The following is a 17,652-nucleotide window of genomic DNA, read 5'->3' on the forward strand; positions in this document are numbered from 1 at the left end:
CCTGCGGGTGACCTGCCCGGGTGCGGCGTTCATGGTGAACGCCTCGCCGGCCACCTGGAACGTGACCTGCTGCGGCAGGCCCACGCCGGCCCCGGTCCGGTCCACGGACAGCACCGCTTCGACGGTCTCGGCGGTGTTGGTCTGCTCGGGCACCTGGACGGAGAAGACCGGGGTGGTGACGGCCTTGACGTTGGTCACCGTGCCCTTGGCGTACAGGACGCGGCCGTCCAGGGTGAGTTGGATCTTGCCGCCGGTGGGGGTGTAGGTCCTGGCCTTGCCGAACTGGTCGGTGACGGTGACGCGTTCGGTGGTGGACAGCTCGACGGTGCGGGGGGTGTCGGCGGTGGTCCACAGGGTGCGGACGGTGTCGGAGCCCGACCCGAACCGGTAGGACCGCACCTCGGCGGCGCCCGCGTCGTCGCGTCCCGCGAAGGCACGCCCGGCCAGTTGACGGGTGAGCACGCTCAGGGTGATCGCACCTGGCTTGGGCTGCCAGGCGGTCACCGAGCCGCTCGGGCGCTGGAACAGACCGAAGTTGTGCTCCCGGTCGGTTGCGTTGGTGCCGTCGTTGACGACGTCGTACCAGTAGTAGCGGTCAACCCCCGACGCGAAGGCGAACACCTCCGCCCGCGGCAGGAACATCGCCTGGGTCGCCGGTGTGACGCCGTCGTTGTGGGTGGGGTAGCCGTTCTCGTCGAGCCACAGCGGCTTGTCCTGGCCGCCGGCCGCGTCGAGGTCGGCGCGGACCTGCGGCAGGGCGGCCAGCGCTTCCTCCGGCGGCCTCGGGTAGCCGTAGTGGTGGATGCTCACCGCGTCCAGGTGGTCCAGGCCGCCCAGGGAGTACAGCCGGTTGAGCCAGCTCCGGTCGATCCCGGCGATCGCGGGGCCGACGACGGTGGCGTCCGGCACCTTGGCGTGCACCTTGCCGTAGCTGGCCTTGAGCAACTCGAGGTAGCAGTCAGCGGTGAGGCCGCAGGCGCCGGTGTTGAACGTGGGGTGGTTGTACTCGTTGTAGATCTCCACCTCCTTCGTGTGCTGCTGGTACCTCTCCACGAAGGCGGCGGTGAACTTCCCGTAGGCGTCCAGGCCCTCGGGTGACGACGGGGTCTTGTTGTCGTCGTAGTTGGGATTGCGGAACGCGGTGATCGGCAGCACGGTCAGGCCCTGCGAGGCCGCGTACGGGATGGCGCCGTCAGTGGGGTACCTGTCCCAGGAGTACTCCCCGGGGGTCCGTTCGATCGCCGACCAGTTGGCGTCCGCGCGGACCTGGCCGGTGCCCATGAGTCTGATGGAGCGCAGCAGCTTGTTGTCGTCGCCGTTGTAGTGGCCGAAGTGCATGGCCACGCCGAAGCGTTCGTCGGCGGTCTCGTGGCCGGCGAGCGGGGGGACGACGCCGAAGTCGGCGGTGCGGGTGGTGTCGCCCGCGGTCGCGGAGAGCGTGTAGAAGCCGGGGCCGAGCCCCGACAGCTCCACGGTGGCCGTGCCGGTGGAGACCGGTGCGGTGCCGGAGGCCACCGGCAGGCCCTGGGCGTCCGCGGCGCGCCAGCTCACCGACGACTGGTCGGTGTTGAGCGTGATCTTCGTCTGTCCCCTGACGAAGAGCAGGTCGGGGGAGGTGACGGTGAGGGTGGCCGCGGCGTGCGCGGTGCCGGCGAGCGGCACAGCGGTCACCAGAGCGCTCAGCATCGCCGCCGTGCCGCCCCAGGCCAGGCAGCGGCGGAGCCGGCCAGCCGGTCCGGGACCTGACTCGGGTCTCGACCGGGTCGTGCCCTTCTGTTCCATCGAGCGTCCTCTCGATCGGATCGGTGCCGCGGTGCCCGTTGCCAACGCGCGTTCCACCGGCCGTACCCGGTGGAGCGCACCGCTCAGCCACCGGCGGCAGGCACCGCGCTGGCCGCCGGCGAGTCGTTCGTCCTCGGACTGGTGGGCGTGGCCCTGGTCCACGTGCCCCGCCGGGCTCAGCCCTTGAGCCCGGAGAAGCCCTCCCCGCCCCGCATGATCTGCCGCTGGAAGATCAGGAACAGCAGCAGCGGGGGAATGATCGCCAGCAGCATCGCGGCGATCAGGACCGACTGCTCCGCCCGCTCCGCCAGCCGGGGAAGGGCCGCAGCGATCGGCTGTTCCCCGGTGTCGGGGATGGCGATCAGCGGCCAGAGGAAGTCCTTCCAGGCGTTCATCACCGTCAACACGGTGATCACCGCGACGATCGGCCGGGACATCGGCAGCACGATCCGCCAGAAGACGGTGAACGGTCCCGCCCCGTCCACCTTCGCGGCCTCGAACAGCTCGCGCGGGATGCCGTCGAAGAACTTCATCACGATCAGCACCATGAAGGCGCTGGCCGCGTGCGGCAGCCACACCGCCCACGGCGTGTTCACCAGCGAGATCCCCAGCAGGGGGATGTCCAGGACGGTGAGGTAGAGGGCGACCAGGGAGATCGACCCGGGGATGAACAGCGTGGCCAGGACCAGCCAGCGGATCGGGGTCGCCCACTTGGGCCTGAGCACCGACAGCACGTACCCGCCCGTGGTGGCGACGACCAGGTGCGCGATGACCGACCCGGTCACCAGGATCACGGTGTTGCCCAGGTAGTGGCCCACGCGCAGGTCGGTCCAGGCGTGCGACAGGTTGCCCCACTGGGGGTCGCTCGGCCACAGCCTCAGCGGGTGGCGCAGCAACTCCTGCGTCGGGGAGACCGCCCCCTTGAAGGTCCAGTACAGCGGGCCCAGGCCGAACGCGAGCAGCGTCAGCAGGGTGATCCCCTGGATCGACGACAGCCACACCCGCACCGACGTGCGGCGACGGTCGGCCGACGACAGGAGCTTGCGGCCCCCGTCCTCGTTCCTGCGGTCCCTGCGGGCCAGGGCGCGTATGGCGTCCCTCGTGCTCCTGCTCATCAGTTGCCCCACCTCCTCGTCGCCCGCAGATAGACCGCCGACAGCGCGCACAGCACCAGCGCGAGCAGCACGCTCAGTGCGGTGGCGGCGCCGTAGTCGCCGTTCTGGAAGGCGTAGTTGTAGATCAGCATCAGCACGGTGACGGTGGAGTTCTCCGGTCCGCCGTCCGTCATGACGAACGGCTCGGTGAACACCTGGAGGGTGCCGATGATCTGGAGCAGCAGCATGATCAGGATGACGCCGCGCATCGACGGCAGGGTGATGTGCCACACCCGGCGCCAGATCCCGGCCCCGTCCAGCTCCGCGGCCTCGTACAGCTCACCCGGCACCGCGGCGAGCGCCGCCAGGTAGATGATCACCGTGCCGCCGAAGCCGGCCCAGGTCGCCTCCAGCACGATCGACACCAGCGCGGTGTCGGTGGACTGCAACCAGGGGAAGGGGCCGAGACCCACCAGCCCGAACAACTGGTTGAACAGCCCGTCCTCGGGTTCGTAGAACAGCTTCCACAGCAGCACGGAGACCACCGGCGGGATGGTCACCGGCAGGTAGACCAGGATGCGGAACAGCGTTCCGCCCTTCTTCAGCTCCGAGATGAGCACCGCGAGGAACAGCGGCACCGGGAAGCCGATGAGCAGGGCGAGCACCGCGAACATCCCGGTGTTCTGGACCGCCGTCCACAGCAGCGGATCGTCGAGCACCCGCTCGAAGTTGTCCAGGCCCACCCACTCGCTCGGCCCCACCAGGTTGGTCTGCTCGAAGCTCAGCCGCAGGCTCCGTGCGATCGGCCACCAGGAGAACAGGGCGAAGCACACCACCATCGGCAGACCGAACAGGACGGTGGTGATTCCGCCCTGCCGGACCCAGCGGACGAAGCGGACCGAGGGACTGCCCCGCCCCGGGGACACCGCCCGGGCCGACCCGGTGGGCCCGGAAGCCGGGTCACCGGGCCGCGTGGCCGTGTCGAGGTGCCGCGTCAGGCGGCCGGCGGGCTCCGGCGGGGCCTGCGACTTGCTCATGGAGGTGTCTCCTCGCTCCTGCTCACGGCGGCGCACCCGTCCGCCGTCTGTGTTCGACGACCGGCCACGACCGGTTACTGCTGGGCCCGCTCCACCTGGGACTTGACCAGGTCGTTGGCCTTGTTGAGCTCCTTGGCCGGGTCCGCGTCCTCGCGGGTCAGCACGGCCTGCACGGCGTTGTCCAGGGCCTTGTAGACGTTCTGGCCCTCCACCGGGGGTTCGACGACCAGCTCGTAGTCGCCGAGCGACTCCCGGTACGCGGCGAAGTGCTCGAGGGGCACGTTTGCGTGCTTGTTGACCGCCTCCTCGACCGGATCCGAGATCTCCGGCTTGAAGAACGCGACCAGCGGCGAGCCGACGGTCAACCCGTCCTTGTTCTGCACGGCGGCCTGGTCGCCGGCGCGCTTCGGGTCGTACTTCGAGGCCAGGTAGTAGAAGTCGATGAACTTGACCGCCGCCGCACGCTGCTCGGGGCTCGCCTTCGGGCTGATCACGGCGACGTTCCCGCCGACCAGGGTCCGCTTGGCGGAGCCGTCGCTGGGCATGGGGCCGATGCCCACGTCGTTCTTGTCGCTCTTGTACTGGTCGATGACATGGTTGATCATGTTCGGCGCGGCCATCGTCATGCCGATCTTGCCGGCGGCGAAGTCCCTCTCGATGTCACCACCGTTGCGGAGCTGGTTGCGGCCCATGCTCTTGTCGGTCCAGCGCATCTCCTTCAGCAGGTCCAGGGCCTTGTGCGAGCCGCTGCCCTCCTTGTGGAAGGAGTTCACCCACCTGCCGCCGGACTGCTCCTGCATGTCGTCGCCGAAGGAGTAGGTCATGGCGGTGAGCATCCAGCCGCCGGTGTTCTCCTTGGTCATCTGCGCGTAGCCGTCGACGCCGGTCTTGTCCTTGATGGTCTTGGCGGCCTCGCGCACCTCGTCCCAGGTGGTGGGTGGGGAGTCGGGGTCGAGTCCGGCCTTCTCGAAGAGCTTCCGGTTGTAGACCAGGCCGAGCGCGTACTCCTCGGTCGGGACGCCGTAGGTCCTGCCGTCCTCGCCCCTGGCGACCGACAGCACCTCGTCGTTGAACTGGGCGCCGTGCTTGACCTGCTTGAAGTCCTCGGTGATGTCGGAGACCTGCTTGCGCTTGATCAGCGAGGACATCTCGGTCAGCGGTACCCGGACGACGGTCTCCAGGTTGCCGCCGGCCACCTTGGCCTGGAAGCTCTGCTGGTCGTACTCGTACTCGTTGGTCTTGACCCTGATGTCGGGGTTGGCCTTCTCGAAGGCGGCCACCTTGTCGTCGAACAGCTTGACCGCCGCGGGGTTCGCAGCCGCCGGGCGGCCGGAGACGGTGATGGTGACGGTGCCGTCGGCGCCCGCGTCACCGGAGTCGGAGCAGGCGGCGAGCGGAATGACGAGCGCGCCGAGGGCGATGCCGGCCAGGGTGCGACGCGGGGAGGGTCTCATCGGATGGCTCCATGTATCGAAGGGGCGGGGCGAGTGCCCCCAGACGCTTTTCTGGAAAACGCTTTCCCACTCCGGGCTACCTTGCACTGGCTGACCGGTGGCGTCAATGGTCGCGGAGCAGGGATTCGTCCTAAATCCCCGAACCAATCCCCCTTGCTGTCCCGCCGTCAGGGACATAACCTCCGGAAAACGGATTCCGAGCTTGGAAGGCCCTCCCCGTGCCCTCTGCCCCGTCCCACGGCATGCGCGACCACGACCGCGCCCTGTTGCTCGCCGGCCTCGCCGAGGGCGACCGCCTCTGGGACCCAGACGAGAACCTGCTGCTCATCGAGGCCCCGTACAACCCGATCCACACCTCGATCAAGGGCGGCAAGGCCCATCCGACCCGCCACTCCCTGCACTACGCCCTGCTGCTGCTCGAGCGCGCCGCCGCCGCGGACGACGGCAGCGGCGACCTCGCCCGAGCGTGCGCCGTCCTGGAACGGATCGCCGCCCTCCAGGACCGGACCCCGGAGAACGACACCTACGGCATCTGGGGCTACTACGCCGAGGAGCCGCCGTGGGAGATGGTCCCGGCCGACTGGAACTGGGCCGACTTCCTGGGGACCGCCCTGCTGCTGGTGGACCTGCGCCACGGACGGCGGCTACCGGAGCCGGTCCGCGCCGAGGTGCGGGAGTCCCTGCGCCACGCCGCCGCGTCCATCGTCCGCCGCGACGTCTCCATGACGTACACCAACATCGCCGTCATGGGCACCTTCGTCACCCTGGTCGCCGGTGAGCACCTGGACGACGCCGAACTCGCCGCGTACGGACGGCAGCGGGTCCTGCGGCTCGCCCGGGCCATCGACGAGACCGGCAGCTTCGCCGAGTTCAACAGCCCTTCCTACTGGGGTGTCGTGCTGGAGTCCCTCACCCTCCTGCGCCAGTACGCGCGTGACCCCGACTCACTGCGGATCGTCGACCGGCTGCACGACCGGCACTGGGAGCACTTCCTGGCCCGCTGGCACCCGGCCACCCGTCAGCTCTCCGGCCCCATGGCCCGCTGCTACAGCAACGACCTGGGCGCACCGCCGCACCTGGTGAAGGCCGTGGGGGGCCTCCTGCCGGTCCAGGAGAAGACGCGGGCCGAACCCAACGACATCACCACCAGCATCACCTCCTGCGTCGACTACCGCGCCCCCCACTGGGCGCTGCCCCGGCTCGAGGCCCTCGCCGAACCCCGGGAACACCGCGAACTGTTCTCCACCCACGGCCCCGCCCCCGAGGTGGGCACCACGTGGCTCGACCACGTCACCACCCTGGGCAGCGTCAACCACATCGACACCTGGCTCCAGCGCCGCCCGCTGTTCGGCCACTGGCGACGCCCTGACGGCACCGCGGGCCACATCCACTGGCACCTGGTCAAGGACGACGGCGCGGAGGACTTCGACTTCGCCTCCGGGGTCGTGACCACCGTCCAGTCCGGCCCGCACGCGGCCTGGCTCGTCGGGTTCGCCAGCCCGGCGGGGGACCGCCACCACCACCTGGACATGATCCGGCCCGGGGACCGCTTCCCGGTGCGTTCGCTGCGCGTGGTCGTGGACGTCGTCGGCGCCCACCTCCCCGACGGCGGCGCCGACGGGGTGCGGGACGGCCACACCGTCCGGCTCGACCTGGGCACCGCCCGGCTCACCCTCCAGTCCGCGGTGGGCGGCTCGTTCGCCGGCCGGCCCACGGCCCCACCCCGGGTGACCCCCCGCGACGACGGAGTCCGCATCGAGACCGTCCTGTTCGAAACCTACCAGCCCACCGACCTGAGCTGGAACGACATCGCCGACGCCTACGCCGGCGGCACCCTCTCCCTGGAGCCGGCCCACCCCGACCTCCCCGACGGGCCCTGGGCCGCACCGTCCCTCACCCCGACCGGCGACGGCGCCGCGCGCCTGGAGTGGACCACCCCGCAGGGGCGGGCCCTGACGGTGGAGGGGGCCACCGGCGTCGTTGCCCGGGAGGCCCATGCCGCCCGCCACGCCACCACCCTCGACGGCGCCCCGGCCCCGGTCGTCCGCCTGTCGCGGTCGCTGGTGGCCGAGGGGGACTGAGCCGGACCGCCGCGGTCCACCCGCGGCCACCGGGTGCGTGCCGCACGGGCCGGCGCGCACCCGGTGGGGTACCGCGGCTCCCTGTCCGACGGTCTCGTGCGTGCGCTCCGCTTCGGTGATGCTCCGTGCCCCGGCCGGATCGCTGTGGGACCGCCCCTGTTCCCGGGCGGGTCCGCGGCGGGACCAGCCAGTACCGCACCGCCGTGGGGCTGTCCTCCAGCACCACCCCGGTACGCCCGCCAAGGCGTGCGAGCAGCATCTCCCCCACGCAGCGGTCGCCGACCCGCACCGCGTCCCAGTGCACCCCCGCGGCCACCGGCACGGCCATCACCCGGCGTGGCGGGGACCACCCCTCCCCCTGATCTTCCGAGCCCGTCACCGGTACCGAAAGCGCCGGCCGTAACCCTGCCGCCCTCAGACACCGACCCAGCGTGCATAGCGTGTCAACTCGCGGGACCGGCTCCGGGTTGCTCGCAGGAGAGCCGTGATCGTTTCTCGGGTCGTGGGATGGTAACGGGTCTGACAGGGAGCCGCGTTCCGCGCCCTCAGCAGCGCGGCCAACGCCTCTTCTCTCCTTCCGATGCGTTCGTATCCACGGGCCATGTCCATGTGGTGGTGACCAGCCCGGTTCAGCGCCCATCCCGGAGGAAAACGCAGGGCGGCGCCGTGCTCGACCGCGCCACCCACGTCCCCCACGTCGATCCGGACGGATGTCGCGTGGATCTCGACATTGGCCCGATCGAAGACCAGCCCGTGGGCATCTGGTTGGCCGGCCGTGTGCCCCGCCAGCTCGCGGGCTTCCTCGATGTGGGTGAGGGCGTCCTGCGTGCAGGTCTCGGTGCGCTGGCGGGAGTGGAGAACCGCGGCTTTGAGGTGCATGGTGCCCATGGCCGACAGTGCCCTCATGTCGCCGCGCCGTACCTGCTCGATGGCCCGGAGCCCGATCTCATAGGCGCCGTGGTGGAGGAAGTAGTTACCCCGGTAGTGACAGATGGCCACAGGAAGATAGGGGTCGTCGGAACGGGCGGCGGCGGTTTCCATCCGGTCCAGCGCGAGCAGGGCAAGGTCCAGGAAAACCGAGTTTGTGTGCGAAGGAGTTGGCGAGCCGGTAGGCCATGGCGAGTGCTGAGTGCAGGCCCTCCACTTCCGCCGTGGACGCCGCGTGTGCGGCGTTGATCAATTCTTCGATGAGAGCGGGAACGGAGGCCCCGATGCCCATGTACTCACCACGCAGACGGCTCTCTTCCAAGGTGCGGATGTCCGTGCGGATCGCTTCCAGGGGACGAGGCGGAACGTCGTCACGGGTGGGGAGGAAGGGATTGGCGATGGCGTGGCGCAGCGGCTGCACCAACTCCTCGAGTTGGTCCTGCCTGAGCTCTTCCATGTACGGCTGGCCCGTGAGGTCCGTGACGGGAACCCGCAGGGCACGGGCACATGCCGAGGTCACGGCGGGGGAGGCGGCCATGTGCCCGGATTCGATCTTCGTTAACGTGCTGTACGACACGAATGCGCGCTGTGCCAGGGCGCGCTGAGTCCACCCACGCTGTTTACGGATGGACGTGATGCGCCGGCCGACACTGTCATCGGTGTGTTCGTCGTGTGGTCCTGGCATGCTGAACTCCCTCCGACGTCAACAATGGGAACGGTACGCCTGGACGACTGCGGGGTCAGGACAACAGCTTTCGCCTCAATCAGAAGGTGAGCCCTGAACCGTGGGCGTGGCGCAATGATTTCCGGCCACCCCGTTCCTCTCGGTCTACTGCGCGATGTCCCGGAGGAAAGAGGGAAGGCAGTGCCGTGAGTTACGAAAACCCTCTCGAACTCTTCCGCCATGATGCTGGCGAAAGCCCGTCGGTCTTTGTGGATCGGCTCCGCGGCACGCCGTGCTCGGGATCGTCGGTGGCGAGTGGAGCCGTGACCGGGCGACCGGCAGCACCCCGTCTCCCGCGGAGTCGGGCCGGTGCGTTCGCCGTCGCCGTCGCGCCTCGGGAAGTCAGGGCGAGGTTCCGCAGCCGCCGCAGCCGTCGGCCTCGCCACGTTGGATCATGGCTCGCCCCTCCGCAGGTGACACCCGGGGCATCCGCAGGTCCACGGTGAAGCAGCCGGGGGCGTGCACGGTGGCGGGAGGGAGCGTCCCCGAGACGTGCCACCGCTTCTCCACCGCCCACCAGCGCGGCTCCTCCTCCGCCTCCCGGGTGGCGATCAGCCGGTCCACCAGCGCGAGTTGCGCGGCCAGCCACCGGCGTACGGTGCGGAGCTGGGGCAGGGTGGGGCCGGCGGGTTCGTGCATGTGTTCGATTCTAGGGGTTCTGTCAGCACACCGAGCCGCAGGTCATGGACCCCTCGGCGTTCGAGGAGGCGTTCTGCGTCCGACCCACGCCGCTGGCCGCCACCCTGGCCACCACCCTCGACCGGTGCCGGGGCTGGCTCGGGGAGCAGGGCCGCCCGTGGTAGATCGGCGGGATGGTTGACCGCTACTTCGCCGATCCCGACCTCGCCCGGTTCTACGACGCCCTGTGCGCGGGAAGGGACGACTTCCACTTCTACCTGCCCCTGGTGATGGCCGCCCGCTCGGTGCTCGACGTCGCCTGCGGGACGGGTGACCTGCTGCACCGGGCCAGGAGGGCCGGGCACACCGGGCGGCTGTGCGGCCTCGACCCCGGTGAGGGGATGATGCGGCGGGCGCGTCGGCGCACGGACATCGAGTGGGTCCTGGGCGACCTGTCCCGCACCGACTGGTACCGGGAGTTCGACCTGGTGGTGATGACGGGGCACGCGTTCCAGGTGTTCCTGACCGACGAGGAGTTGGGTTCCTCCCTGCGGGCGATCCGGTCAGCCCTGACCGACGACGGGCGTTTCGTCTTCGAGACCCGCAACCCGCTGGTCCGGGAGTGGGAACGGTGGACGCCGGACGTCGTCGTCGAGGCGACGGACGACGCTGGTGCGCTGGTGCGCGCCCGGCACGAGGTGGAGGAACCAGTGGTGGGGGACCTCGTGAGCTTCAACACGACGTTCACCAGTCCCGGGTGGGACGGCCCCAGGACCAGCCGGAGCACGCTGCGGTTCCTGGGTCCGGACGCCCTGTCGTCGTTCCTGGGGGACGCCGGCCTGGAGGTCGAGGAGCAGTTCGGTGACTGGTCGCGGGGCCCGCTGACCCCTGTGAGTCCGGAGATCATCACCGTTGCCGGGCGCCGGACCGGCCATGGTGCGCGTGGCCGGTTTACGTAGCCGATTAGGTAGTTCCACGGATGCCCGCGCAGGTGACGGTGGGGCAGGCTGTCGCTCAGATGGGTGGGGGAGGAGCAACCCCGCCGCGCGATCCGGCTCAAGGGCGGCGGCTGACCCGGTCCCGGGGACCCGGGGGCCGGCGGTCCCGCAGGGCGGCCGGCCCGCGCGGCGGGGCAGGTCTGTCCGTGGCGCGTCCGTCAGTGGCTTTCCCGCCAGTGGTGGCCAACCCCGGTCGCCCACCAGACCCACACTTTCGACAGCATTGAGTCCATGGCGAACACCTTCCAGGTCGACCTGCGGGGACTGGTCGACCTCCTCTCGCACCACCTCTACTCCAGCCCCAAGGTCTACCTGCGCGAGCTGCTCCAGAACGGGGTGGACGCCGTCACCGCCCGTCGCGCGGTCGAACCGGACGCGCCGGCCTCCGTGCGGCTGGTCCCCGAGGGGGGCACGCTCCGGGTCGAGGACAGCGGCATCGGGCTGACCGAGGCCGAGGTGCACAGTCTGCTGGCCACCATCGGGCGCAGCTCCAAACGGGACGGCCTGGAGGCGGCGCGCGCCGAGTTCCTCGGGCAGTTCGGCATCGGGCTGCTCGCCTGCTTCGTCGTCGCCGAGGAGATCCGCGTCGTCAGCAGGTCCGCCCGGGACGCCGAGGCGCCGCCGGTGGAGTGGCGGGCCCGCGACGACGGTTCGTACACCGTGCGCACGCTCCCCGAGGACGCCCGCCCCGAACCGGGCACCACCGTCCACCTCACCGCGCGGCCCGGCGCCGCGGAGTGGCTCGCCACCGACCGCGTCACCGAACTCGCCCGGCACTACGGCTCGCTGCTGCCGTACGACGTCCGCGTCGGGGACACCCCGGTGTCCGAGCGGCCAGCCGTGTGGGAGCGCCACCACCCGGGGCCGGCCGCGCGCCGTGCGGCCCTGGCCAGGCACTGCCGCGAGACGTTCGGTTTCACCCCGCTGGACGCGATCGAACTCGACGTTCCCCTGGCGGGGCTCCGCGGCGTGGCGTACGTGCTGCCCTCGGCGGTCAGCCCGGCACAGCGCGGCGCCCACCGGGTCCACCTCAAGGGGATGCTGCTCACCGAACGCGCCGACGACCTGCTGCCCGAGTGGGCGTTCTTCGTGCGCTGCGTGCTGGACACCGACAGCCTGCGCCCCACCGCCTCCCGGGAGAACCTCTACGCCGACGACACCCTCGCCGCCGTCCGCGACGTGCTGGGGACCCGCATCCGCGACTGGCTCAGCGAGCTGGCGGCCGGCGACCAGGAACGGCTGGCCCACTTCCTGTCCGTGCACCACCTGGGCGTGAAGTCGCTGGCGCGGCACGATCCGGAGATGTTCGCGGTCATGCTGCCGTGGCTGCCCTTCGAGACCACCGAGGGGCACCTGTCCCTCGACGAGTACGCGCGCCGCCACCCGGTGATCCACTACACCCGCACCACCGAGGAGTTCCGGCAGGTCGCCGCCATCGCCGCGGCCCAGGGCGTCGGCGTGGTCAACGGCGGGTACACCTACGACACCGAGCTGGTGGAACTGCTGCCGCGGGCCCGCCCGGGCACGGCCGTCGCCGAGCTGGACACCGACACCGTCACCGCCCACCTGGACCCGGTGGACGCCGAGGAGGAGCTGGCCCTCACCGCGTTCCTCGCCGTGGCCCGCGCCACCCTCGAACCCCTCGGCTGCGACGTGGTGCTGCGGGCCTTCCAGCCGCTGACCGTTCCCGCCCTGCACCTGGACGACCGGCAGGCCAGGCACGAGCGGGCCCGGGCGGAGGAGGCCGAGGCGGCGGACGGCCTGTGGGCGGGCATCCTCGGCTCGTTGCGGGACAGCCGGCCCCGCGCACGCCTGGTGCTGAACCACCGCAGTCCGCTGGTGCACCGCATGGCACGGGCCGAGAGCGAGGAACTCCTCGCCGCGGCCGTGGAGGCGCTCTACGGCCAGGCCCTGTTGATGTCCCAGCGGCCGCTGCGGCCCGCGGACTCCGCCCTGCTCAACCGCGCCTTCCTCGCGCTGCTCGACTGGGCGGTACGCCCCCAGGCGCCCTCCGACCCGACCGAACGACCCGCAGGGGAGCCCCATTGACCAGCCGTTCGATCGACGACATCCGCTTCGACCTGTACCGGAACGGCGACGAGCCCATCGGCTCCCCCCGCAACGCCCGGGCCGAGCAGCTCGTCGCCGAGGCGGAGGGCACCGGGGACCAGCCGCTGCTGGTGGAGGCGCTGATCGGGCTGACCATCGCCTACAGCCACAGCGCCGAGTGCGACAAGATGTTCGTGCCCTTCTCACGGCTGCTCCGGATGTGGGACGAGAACCCCGCGGACTTCGACGAGGACGACGCCCACCAACTGTTCTGGATGTTCAAGTGGGTCAGCGGTGACGCGATGGCGCAACCACAGATCCCACTCGCCTCCATCGAGGAGTGGCTGGTGGAGATGCGCCGCCGCTACCGCATCGCGGGCCACTCCGAACGGGCGGTGCACGCCCGGGACTTCGAGGTGGCCCGGTACCTGGGCGACGTGGAACGGGCCGAGCGCGCCCTGAGCGCCCTGCTCGCCGCCGACCGCGACGAGATGGCCGACTGCCACGCCTGCGAGCTGCACGAACAGGGCCAGTGGCAGGTGGAACGGGGCGACGACGCCGCCGCGTTGGAGGTGTGGCGGCCGGTCCTCGAGGGCCGCGAGAGCTGCCTGCACGAGCCGCACGCGACGCTCGCCCGGTCGCTGCTGCCGCTGGTGCGGCTCGGCCGCCTGGACGCCGCGCGCTCCCACCACCTGCGGGGCTACCGGATGGCGCGGTCGGTGGAGGCGTTGGGCAGCTCCGTCGCCGCCCATGTGGAGTTCTGCGCGCTGACCGGCAACGAACCGCGCGGCTTGGAGATCCTGGCCGAGCAGACGCCGCGCTGGGAGCTTCGCGGGGACGCCCTGCCGTACATGGAGTGGATGGCCTGCGCCGCGCTGCTGTCCCGCCGGGTGGTGGACCTCGGCCACGGCGACCGGCCCGTTCCCGGCCCTCCCGGCAGGCAGTGGACGGCCGCCGCCCTGCTCGAGCACGCCACCGACGAGGCCCTGGCGATGGCGGTGCGCTTCGACGAGCGCAACGGCAGCACCCGCGTCTCCGACCTGCTCCGGCTCCAGATGGGTGCCGAGCCGCTGCTGGACTCGCTCCCCCTGGGCCTGCGCTCCGCGCCGCTCGGTCAGGCAGCGTCAGCGGTCGGTGCCGCGCGGGGCACGGGGGCGCGGGTCCCGGCCGTGCCAGGGACGGGGACGGAGGCGGGGGCGCGGCAGTCGGCTCCGGCGCCGCGGTCCGCGTCGGCCGGAGCTCCCCGGGCGTCGGACGACCCCCGGGAACTGCTGGTCCGGGCCAGGCAGCTCAGCGACACGCTCCACCCCTCCGCCGGCGCCGCCTGGCAGCGCGCCGCGCGGGCCGTCGAGGGTGGGGGCGGCGCCCTCGACGACGGTGACCGGGCCGACCTGCTGGACGCCACGGCCCTGGGCCTGCGCGGCCCCGGTCAGCGGGCCGCCGACCTGCTCGCCGAGGCGGCCGAAGCCCACGAGCGCGCCGGGCAGCCGGGGAAGGCGTTGGTCTCCCGGGGGCGCGTCACCCTGGCCGCCCTCCGTTCCGGTCGGGCCGAAAGCGCCCTGGAGGAGATCGAGGAGCTGTGTGCCCGGGCCGAGGCGCTGCACGCGGACGGCCGTGCCAGCACCCGCCAGGTGGCCACGGTGCTGGTGTTCCGCTGTCGGGTGCGGGCCGCGCTGCTCGGTGCCGCCGCCGACCCCCACGCCGAGGCCGCGCGGCTCAAGGCGGAGCTCGATGACCTGCTCGCCTTCGCCCGGCCCCACCACGACGAGCCCGGCGTCCTCAGCCGGGTCGCCGACGCCACCGAACTGCTCGGGCTGCTCGCCGCGATGGACGACCCGGCCGCCGCCGTCCCCCTGTTCACCGCGGCGGTCTCCCACCACCACGCGTCGGGGCGGCCGTGGTTGGCGGTGAGCGCCGAGATCCAACTCGCCCAGTCGCTGTTGGCGCAGGGGGAGAAGGACAGGGCCACGGCGGTCGTCCGGGCCGTACTGGACGACCCCGACCGGGTCGCCCTCCTGGACCCGGTCAGTCGGGCCCGACTGTGCTTCGCCCTGGCCCAGGCCGTGTCCGGCCAGGAGGGGCACGAGGCCGAGGAGGCGGCGCTGCTGGTGGACACCGCGCACTACGCCGACCTCTCCGGCGAGTTGCCAGCGCTCGCGCTGCGGGCCCGGCACCACCTCGGGGGCCTGTACTGCGACCGGGGGCGCCTGGAGGAAGCGGCGTCCGTCCTGGAGTCCGTGCTGCCGGACCTGGCGCAGACGCTCGGGGAGAGCGACATGGTGCAGGCGAGGGTGTGGCTGGCGCACTGTTACACCGGTACCCAGGAGCACCGCCTCGCCGCCGAGCAGTACGCGCTGGCCGCCACGACCGCCCAGCACTGGGACGACCAGCGGCACCACGCGGTCCTCACCCACCAGGCCGGACAGGCACTCAGCGCGGCCGGCATGAACGAGGAGGCCGTGCGGGCCTACGAGCAAGCCGTGGCGCTGTGGCGCGGGATCGGTGACGTCGGCGCCACGGTGCGCGCGCTGCGCGCCCAGGCGTGGGAGGCCCTCGGGGCGCGCGGGCAGTCCACCGCCGAGGCCCTGATGCGCGAGGCCCTGGCGGAAGCCGAGAAGGGCCTGCGGGACACCGAACTGCCGGAGGAACGCGCCGCGCTGGGCATCGACGTGGGCGAGACCCACCAGCAGTTGGCCCAGTTGCACCTGGAGGGCACCGACGGCCCCCCGGACCGGCAGCACGACACCGACGAGCAGTACGCCATCAACGTCGCCGCGTTCGAGGCGGCGCTCGTCTGCGCGGGCCGGGCCGTGGGGGCCTTCCGCGCCTGCGGCCAGCACGGGCAGCAGGCCATGCTGTCGGCGGAACTCCAGGCAGCCCGGCTTGAGCTGGCGCTGGAACGTCCCCGGGACGCCGCGCTGCGCACCCGCCGCCTCCGCGCCGAGCTGGAACGGCTCCCCGATCCTGACGGGACGCTGGCCGACCTCGCCGACGAGTGCGACGCCGTCCTGATGATGGCGGAACGGAACCTCCCGGGGCGGTAGGGGGCCAGCCGGAGGAGGAACCCCCGCGGCGCGGTACGGTACCGGGCGCGGCGGTGGGCTGCCCGCCGGCCACCGTGCGGGACGGGGCGGAGCGGGAGTGCACGGATGACCGGGAGCCGCGCGGTGCGTTTCCGCAAGCACCCGGGCCGAACGCGGGGGACGCAGTGGGACGAGTGATCGACGGTCGTTTCGAACTGCTGGAACGGCTCGGCGGGGGCGGCATGGGCACCGTGTGGCGGGCCCGTGACCTGGTCCTGCGGCGCGAGGTGGCCATCAAGGAGGTGCGGCCCCCGGACCCCGCGTACGCCGACGTCGACCCGGAGGGCGCCCGGATGCTGCGTGCCCGGGTCCTGCGGGAAGCCCGTGCCCTCGCCCGGATCGACCACCCCCACGTGGTGACCGTCCACCACGTCGTGGACAGCGCCGACGAGGCGTACCCGTGGATCGTCATGGAGCTCGTGGCCGGCGGCTCGCTCCAGGAGCGTTGCGACCGGGGCCCGATGGACCCGCGCGCCGCGGCCCGGCTGGGCCGCCAGGTCCTGTCCGCGCTGCGGGCGGCCCACGACGCCGGGGTCGAGCACCGCGACGTGAAGCCCGCCAACGTGCTGCTGCGCGCCAACGGCGCCCCGGTCCTCACCGACTTCGGCATCGCCGCCGTGCGCGAGTCCACCAACCTCACGGCCACCGGCTCGGTCATCGGCACCCCCGACTACATGGCGCCCGAGCGGGTCAGCGGGAAGGACAGCGGGCCCGAGGCGGACCTGTGGTCGCTCGGCATGCTGCTGTACGTCGCGGTCGAGGGCCACCACCCGCTGCGCAGGCAGAACACCCTGGCCACCCTGGCAGCCGTGCTCAGCGAGGACGTGCCGCCGCCGCGCCGGGCCGGGCCGCTCGCCGGCGCGCTGGTGTCGCTGCTGGTGCGCGACCCGGGGGCGAGGCCGGACGCGGCGACCCTGGACGGCATGCTCGCGTCCGCCGCGGACGGCAACCCCACGGTGCCCCTGGTCCCGCGCGACGCGCTCGCGCCCCGGCCCCTGCCCAGCCCTCCGCCCCGGACCGGCCCCGGGGGCCCACCGTGGCCCGGGCCGCACACCCCGCTCCCGGTACCTTCGGCACCGGGGAACCGACGGGTGCGGGTGCTGGTGGGCGCCGGGCTCGTGCTGGGGCTCGCGGGAACCGCTGTGGCCGGTGTCCTGGGGTGGCGGTCGCTGACCTCCGACGACGGGAAGGCGGACGATGCGGAACGCCCCCGGACCTCCGTGTCGTCCACCGTCACCGGCACCAACGCGGGGACCGGCACCGACGCGGGGACCGGAGCCAACGCGGGGACCGGCACCGACGACACACCGGAGGCGCCGAGCACGCCGAAGAAGGTGAACCTGCTGACCGCGGACGGCATCCGCACCGCCATCGACAAGCTCGAACCGGTCATGGGCGGCACCGAGGTGACCGGTTTCGTGGTGTACCCCGACTACGTGGTGGCGGAGGCGCTGGTCAAGGGGAGCACCAACCGGTACGACCGGTTCAGCTACCGGGGCGGGGACGTGGCCATCCGGGACGGCGCCGGCGGCACCGTCATCACCGGCACCGTGCCGGTGGACCTGGACACCTACGACTGGGACGCCGTCCCCGCCCTGCTGCGAAGGGCGGACCGGGACCTCGGCGTGGCCGAACCCACCCACCGGTACCTGGTCGTCGACCCGCCCTCGACCGTGTTCAACACCGAAGCGGGCCTGAGCATCTACCTCTCCGACGACTACGCGTCCTCCTACCTCGAGGCGGACAGGCAGGGCAAGGTGACCGACGTCCACGCCCGCGAGGACTGACACCGATCCGCGGGCCGG

12 protein-coding genes are annotated in these 17,652 nt (G+C 72.0%); 5 read left to right on the top strand and 7 right to left on the bottom strand.

Annotated features, from left to right (window positions below; genetic code table 11):
- From A3IG_RS0107685 to A3IG_RS0107700, 4 genes are all read right to left on the bottom strand, one after another.
- On the bottom strand, positions 1–1,782 hold a 1,782-nt coding region (locus A3IG_RS0107685; RefSeq protein ID WP_018382967.1), incomplete at its 3' end, for a hypothetical protein.
- 176 nt (positions 1,783–1,958) lie between these two features.
- Positions 1,959–2,897, bottom strand: a complete 939-nt coding sequence (locus A3IG_RS0107690; RefSeq protein WP_018382968.1) for a carbohydrate ABC transporter permease — start codon at positions 2,895–2,897, stop codon at positions 1,959–1,961.
- Positions 2,897–3,913, bottom strand: a complete 1,017-nt coding sequence (locus A3IG_RS0107695; protein WP_018382969.1) for a carbohydrate ABC transporter permease — start codon at positions 3,911–3,913, stop codon at positions 2,897–2,899. The genes A3IG_RS0107690 and A3IG_RS0107695 overlap by 1 nt, the downstream gene beginning before the upstream one ends.
- 74 nt (positions 3,914–3,987) lie before the next feature.
- Positions 3,988–5,367: an ABC transporter substrate-binding protein gene (locus A3IG_RS0107700; RefSeq protein WP_018382970.1), complete on the bottom strand. Its 1,380-nt coding sequence runs from the start codon at positions 5,365–5,367 to the stop codon at positions 3,988–3,990.
- A 242-nt stretch (positions 5,368–5,609) separates the two neighbouring features.
- Here A3IG_RS0107700 and A3IG_RS0107705 point away from each other — a divergent pair, with 242 nt between their 5' ends.
- Positions 5,610–7,448, top strand: a complete 1,839-nt coding sequence (locus A3IG_RS0107705; protein WP_018382971.1) for a hypothetical protein — start codon at positions 5,610–5,612, stop codon at positions 7,446–7,448.
- Between the two features lie 414 nt (positions 7,449–7,862).
- On the opposite strand, the gene A3IG_RS31795 is transcribed toward A3IG_RS0107705, so the two are convergent.
- From A3IG_RS31795 to A3IG_RS0107715, 3 genes are all read right to left on the bottom strand, one after another.
- On the bottom strand, positions 7,863–8,447 hold the full coding sequence (locus A3IG_RS31795; protein ID WP_078500170.1) for a hypothetical protein: 585 nt from the start codon (positions 8,445–8,447) through the stop codon (positions 7,863–7,865).
- Positions 8,422–9,060 (bottom strand): helix-turn-helix domain-containing protein, encoded by a 639-nt coding sequence (locus A3IG_RS32395; RefSeq protein WP_078500171.1) that lies wholly within the window; start codon positions 9,058–9,060, stop codon positions 8,422–8,424. Before A3IG_RS32395 ends, A3IG_RS31795 begins: the two co-directional genes overlap by 26 nt.
- Before the next feature lie 381 nt (positions 9,061–9,441).
- Positions 9,442–9,738, bottom strand: coding sequence for a hypothetical protein (locus A3IG_RS0107715; protein ID WP_018382974.1), 297 nt, complete (start codon positions 9,736–9,738; stop codon positions 9,442–9,444).
- Positions 9,739–9,911: 173 nt separating this feature from the next.
- Between A3IG_RS0107715 and A3IG_RS0107725 the strand changes: the two genes are divergently transcribed.
- From A3IG_RS0107725 to A3IG_RS0107740, 4 genes are all read left to right on the top strand, one after another.
- Positions 9,912–10,676 (top strand): class I SAM-dependent methyltransferase, encoded by a 765-nt coding sequence (locus tag A3IG_RS0107725; RefSeq protein ID WP_018382976.1) that lies wholly within the window; start codon positions 9,912–9,914, stop codon positions 10,674–10,676.
- A 270-nt stretch (positions 10,677–10,946) separates the two neighbouring features.
- Positions 10,947–12,764, top strand: a complete 1,818-nt coding sequence (locus A3IG_RS28925; protein ID WP_018382977.1) for an HSP90 family protein — start codon at positions 10,947–10,949, stop codon at positions 12,762–12,764.
- Complete coding sequence (locus A3IG_RS28930; protein WP_018382978.1) at positions 12,761–15,808, top strand: hypothetical protein; 3,048 nt, start codon at positions 12,761–12,763, stop codon at positions 15,806–15,808. The genes A3IG_RS28925 and A3IG_RS28930 overlap by 4 nt, the downstream gene beginning before the upstream one ends.
- Positions 15,809–15,981: 173 nt before the next feature.
- Positions 15,982–17,634 carry a serine/threonine-protein kinase gene (locus A3IG_RS0107740; RefSeq protein ID WP_018382979.1) on the top strand — a complete coding sequence of 551 codons (1,653 nt, stop codon included), beginning with the start codon at positions 15,982–15,984 and terminating at the stop codon, positions 17,632–17,634.
- The last annotated feature ends 18 nt before the right edge of the window (positions 17,635–17,652 follow it).

This window comes from Wenjunlia vitaminophila DSM 41686 (assembly GCF_000380165.1).
GTDB classification, from domain to species: domain Bacteria; phylum Actinomycetota; class Actinomycetes; order Streptomycetales; family Streptomycetaceae; genus Wenjunlia; species Wenjunlia vitaminophila.

Excerpts from the sequence above, each read along its gene's own strand:
- A3IG_RS0107690 (WP_018382968.1), bottom strand. The coding sequence starts at position 2,897 with ATGAGCAGGAGCACGAGGGACGCCATACGCGCCCTGGCCCGCAGGGAC.
- A3IG_RS0107695 (WP_018382969.1), bottom strand. The coding sequence starts at position 3,913 with ATGAGCAAGTCGCAGGCCCCGCCGGAGCCCGCCGGCCGCCTGACGCGG.
- A3IG_RS0107700 (WP_018382970.1), bottom strand. The coding sequence starts at position 5,367 with ATGAGACCCTCCCCGCGTCGCACCCTGGCCGGCATCGCCCTCGGCGCG.
- A3IG_RS0107705 (WP_018382971.1), top strand. The coding sequence starts at position 5,610 with ATGCGCGACCACGACCGCGCCCTGTTGCTCGCCGGCCTCGCCGAGGGC.
- A3IG_RS32395 (WP_078500171.1), bottom strand. The coding sequence starts at position 9,060 with ATGCCAGGACCACACGACGAACACACCGATGACAGTGTCGGCCGGCGC.
- A3IG_RS0107715 (WP_018382974.1), bottom strand. The coding sequence starts at position 9,738 with ATGCACGAACCCGCCGGCCCCACCCTGCCCCAGCTCCGCACCGTACGC.
- A3IG_RS0107725 (WP_018382976.1), top strand. The coding sequence starts at position 9,912 with ATGGTTGACCGCTACTTCGCCGATCCCGACCTCGCCCGGTTCTACGAC.
- A3IG_RS28925 (WP_018382977.1), top strand. The coding sequence starts at position 10,947 with ATGGCGAACACCTTCCAGGTCGACCTGCGGGGACTGGTCGACCTCCTC.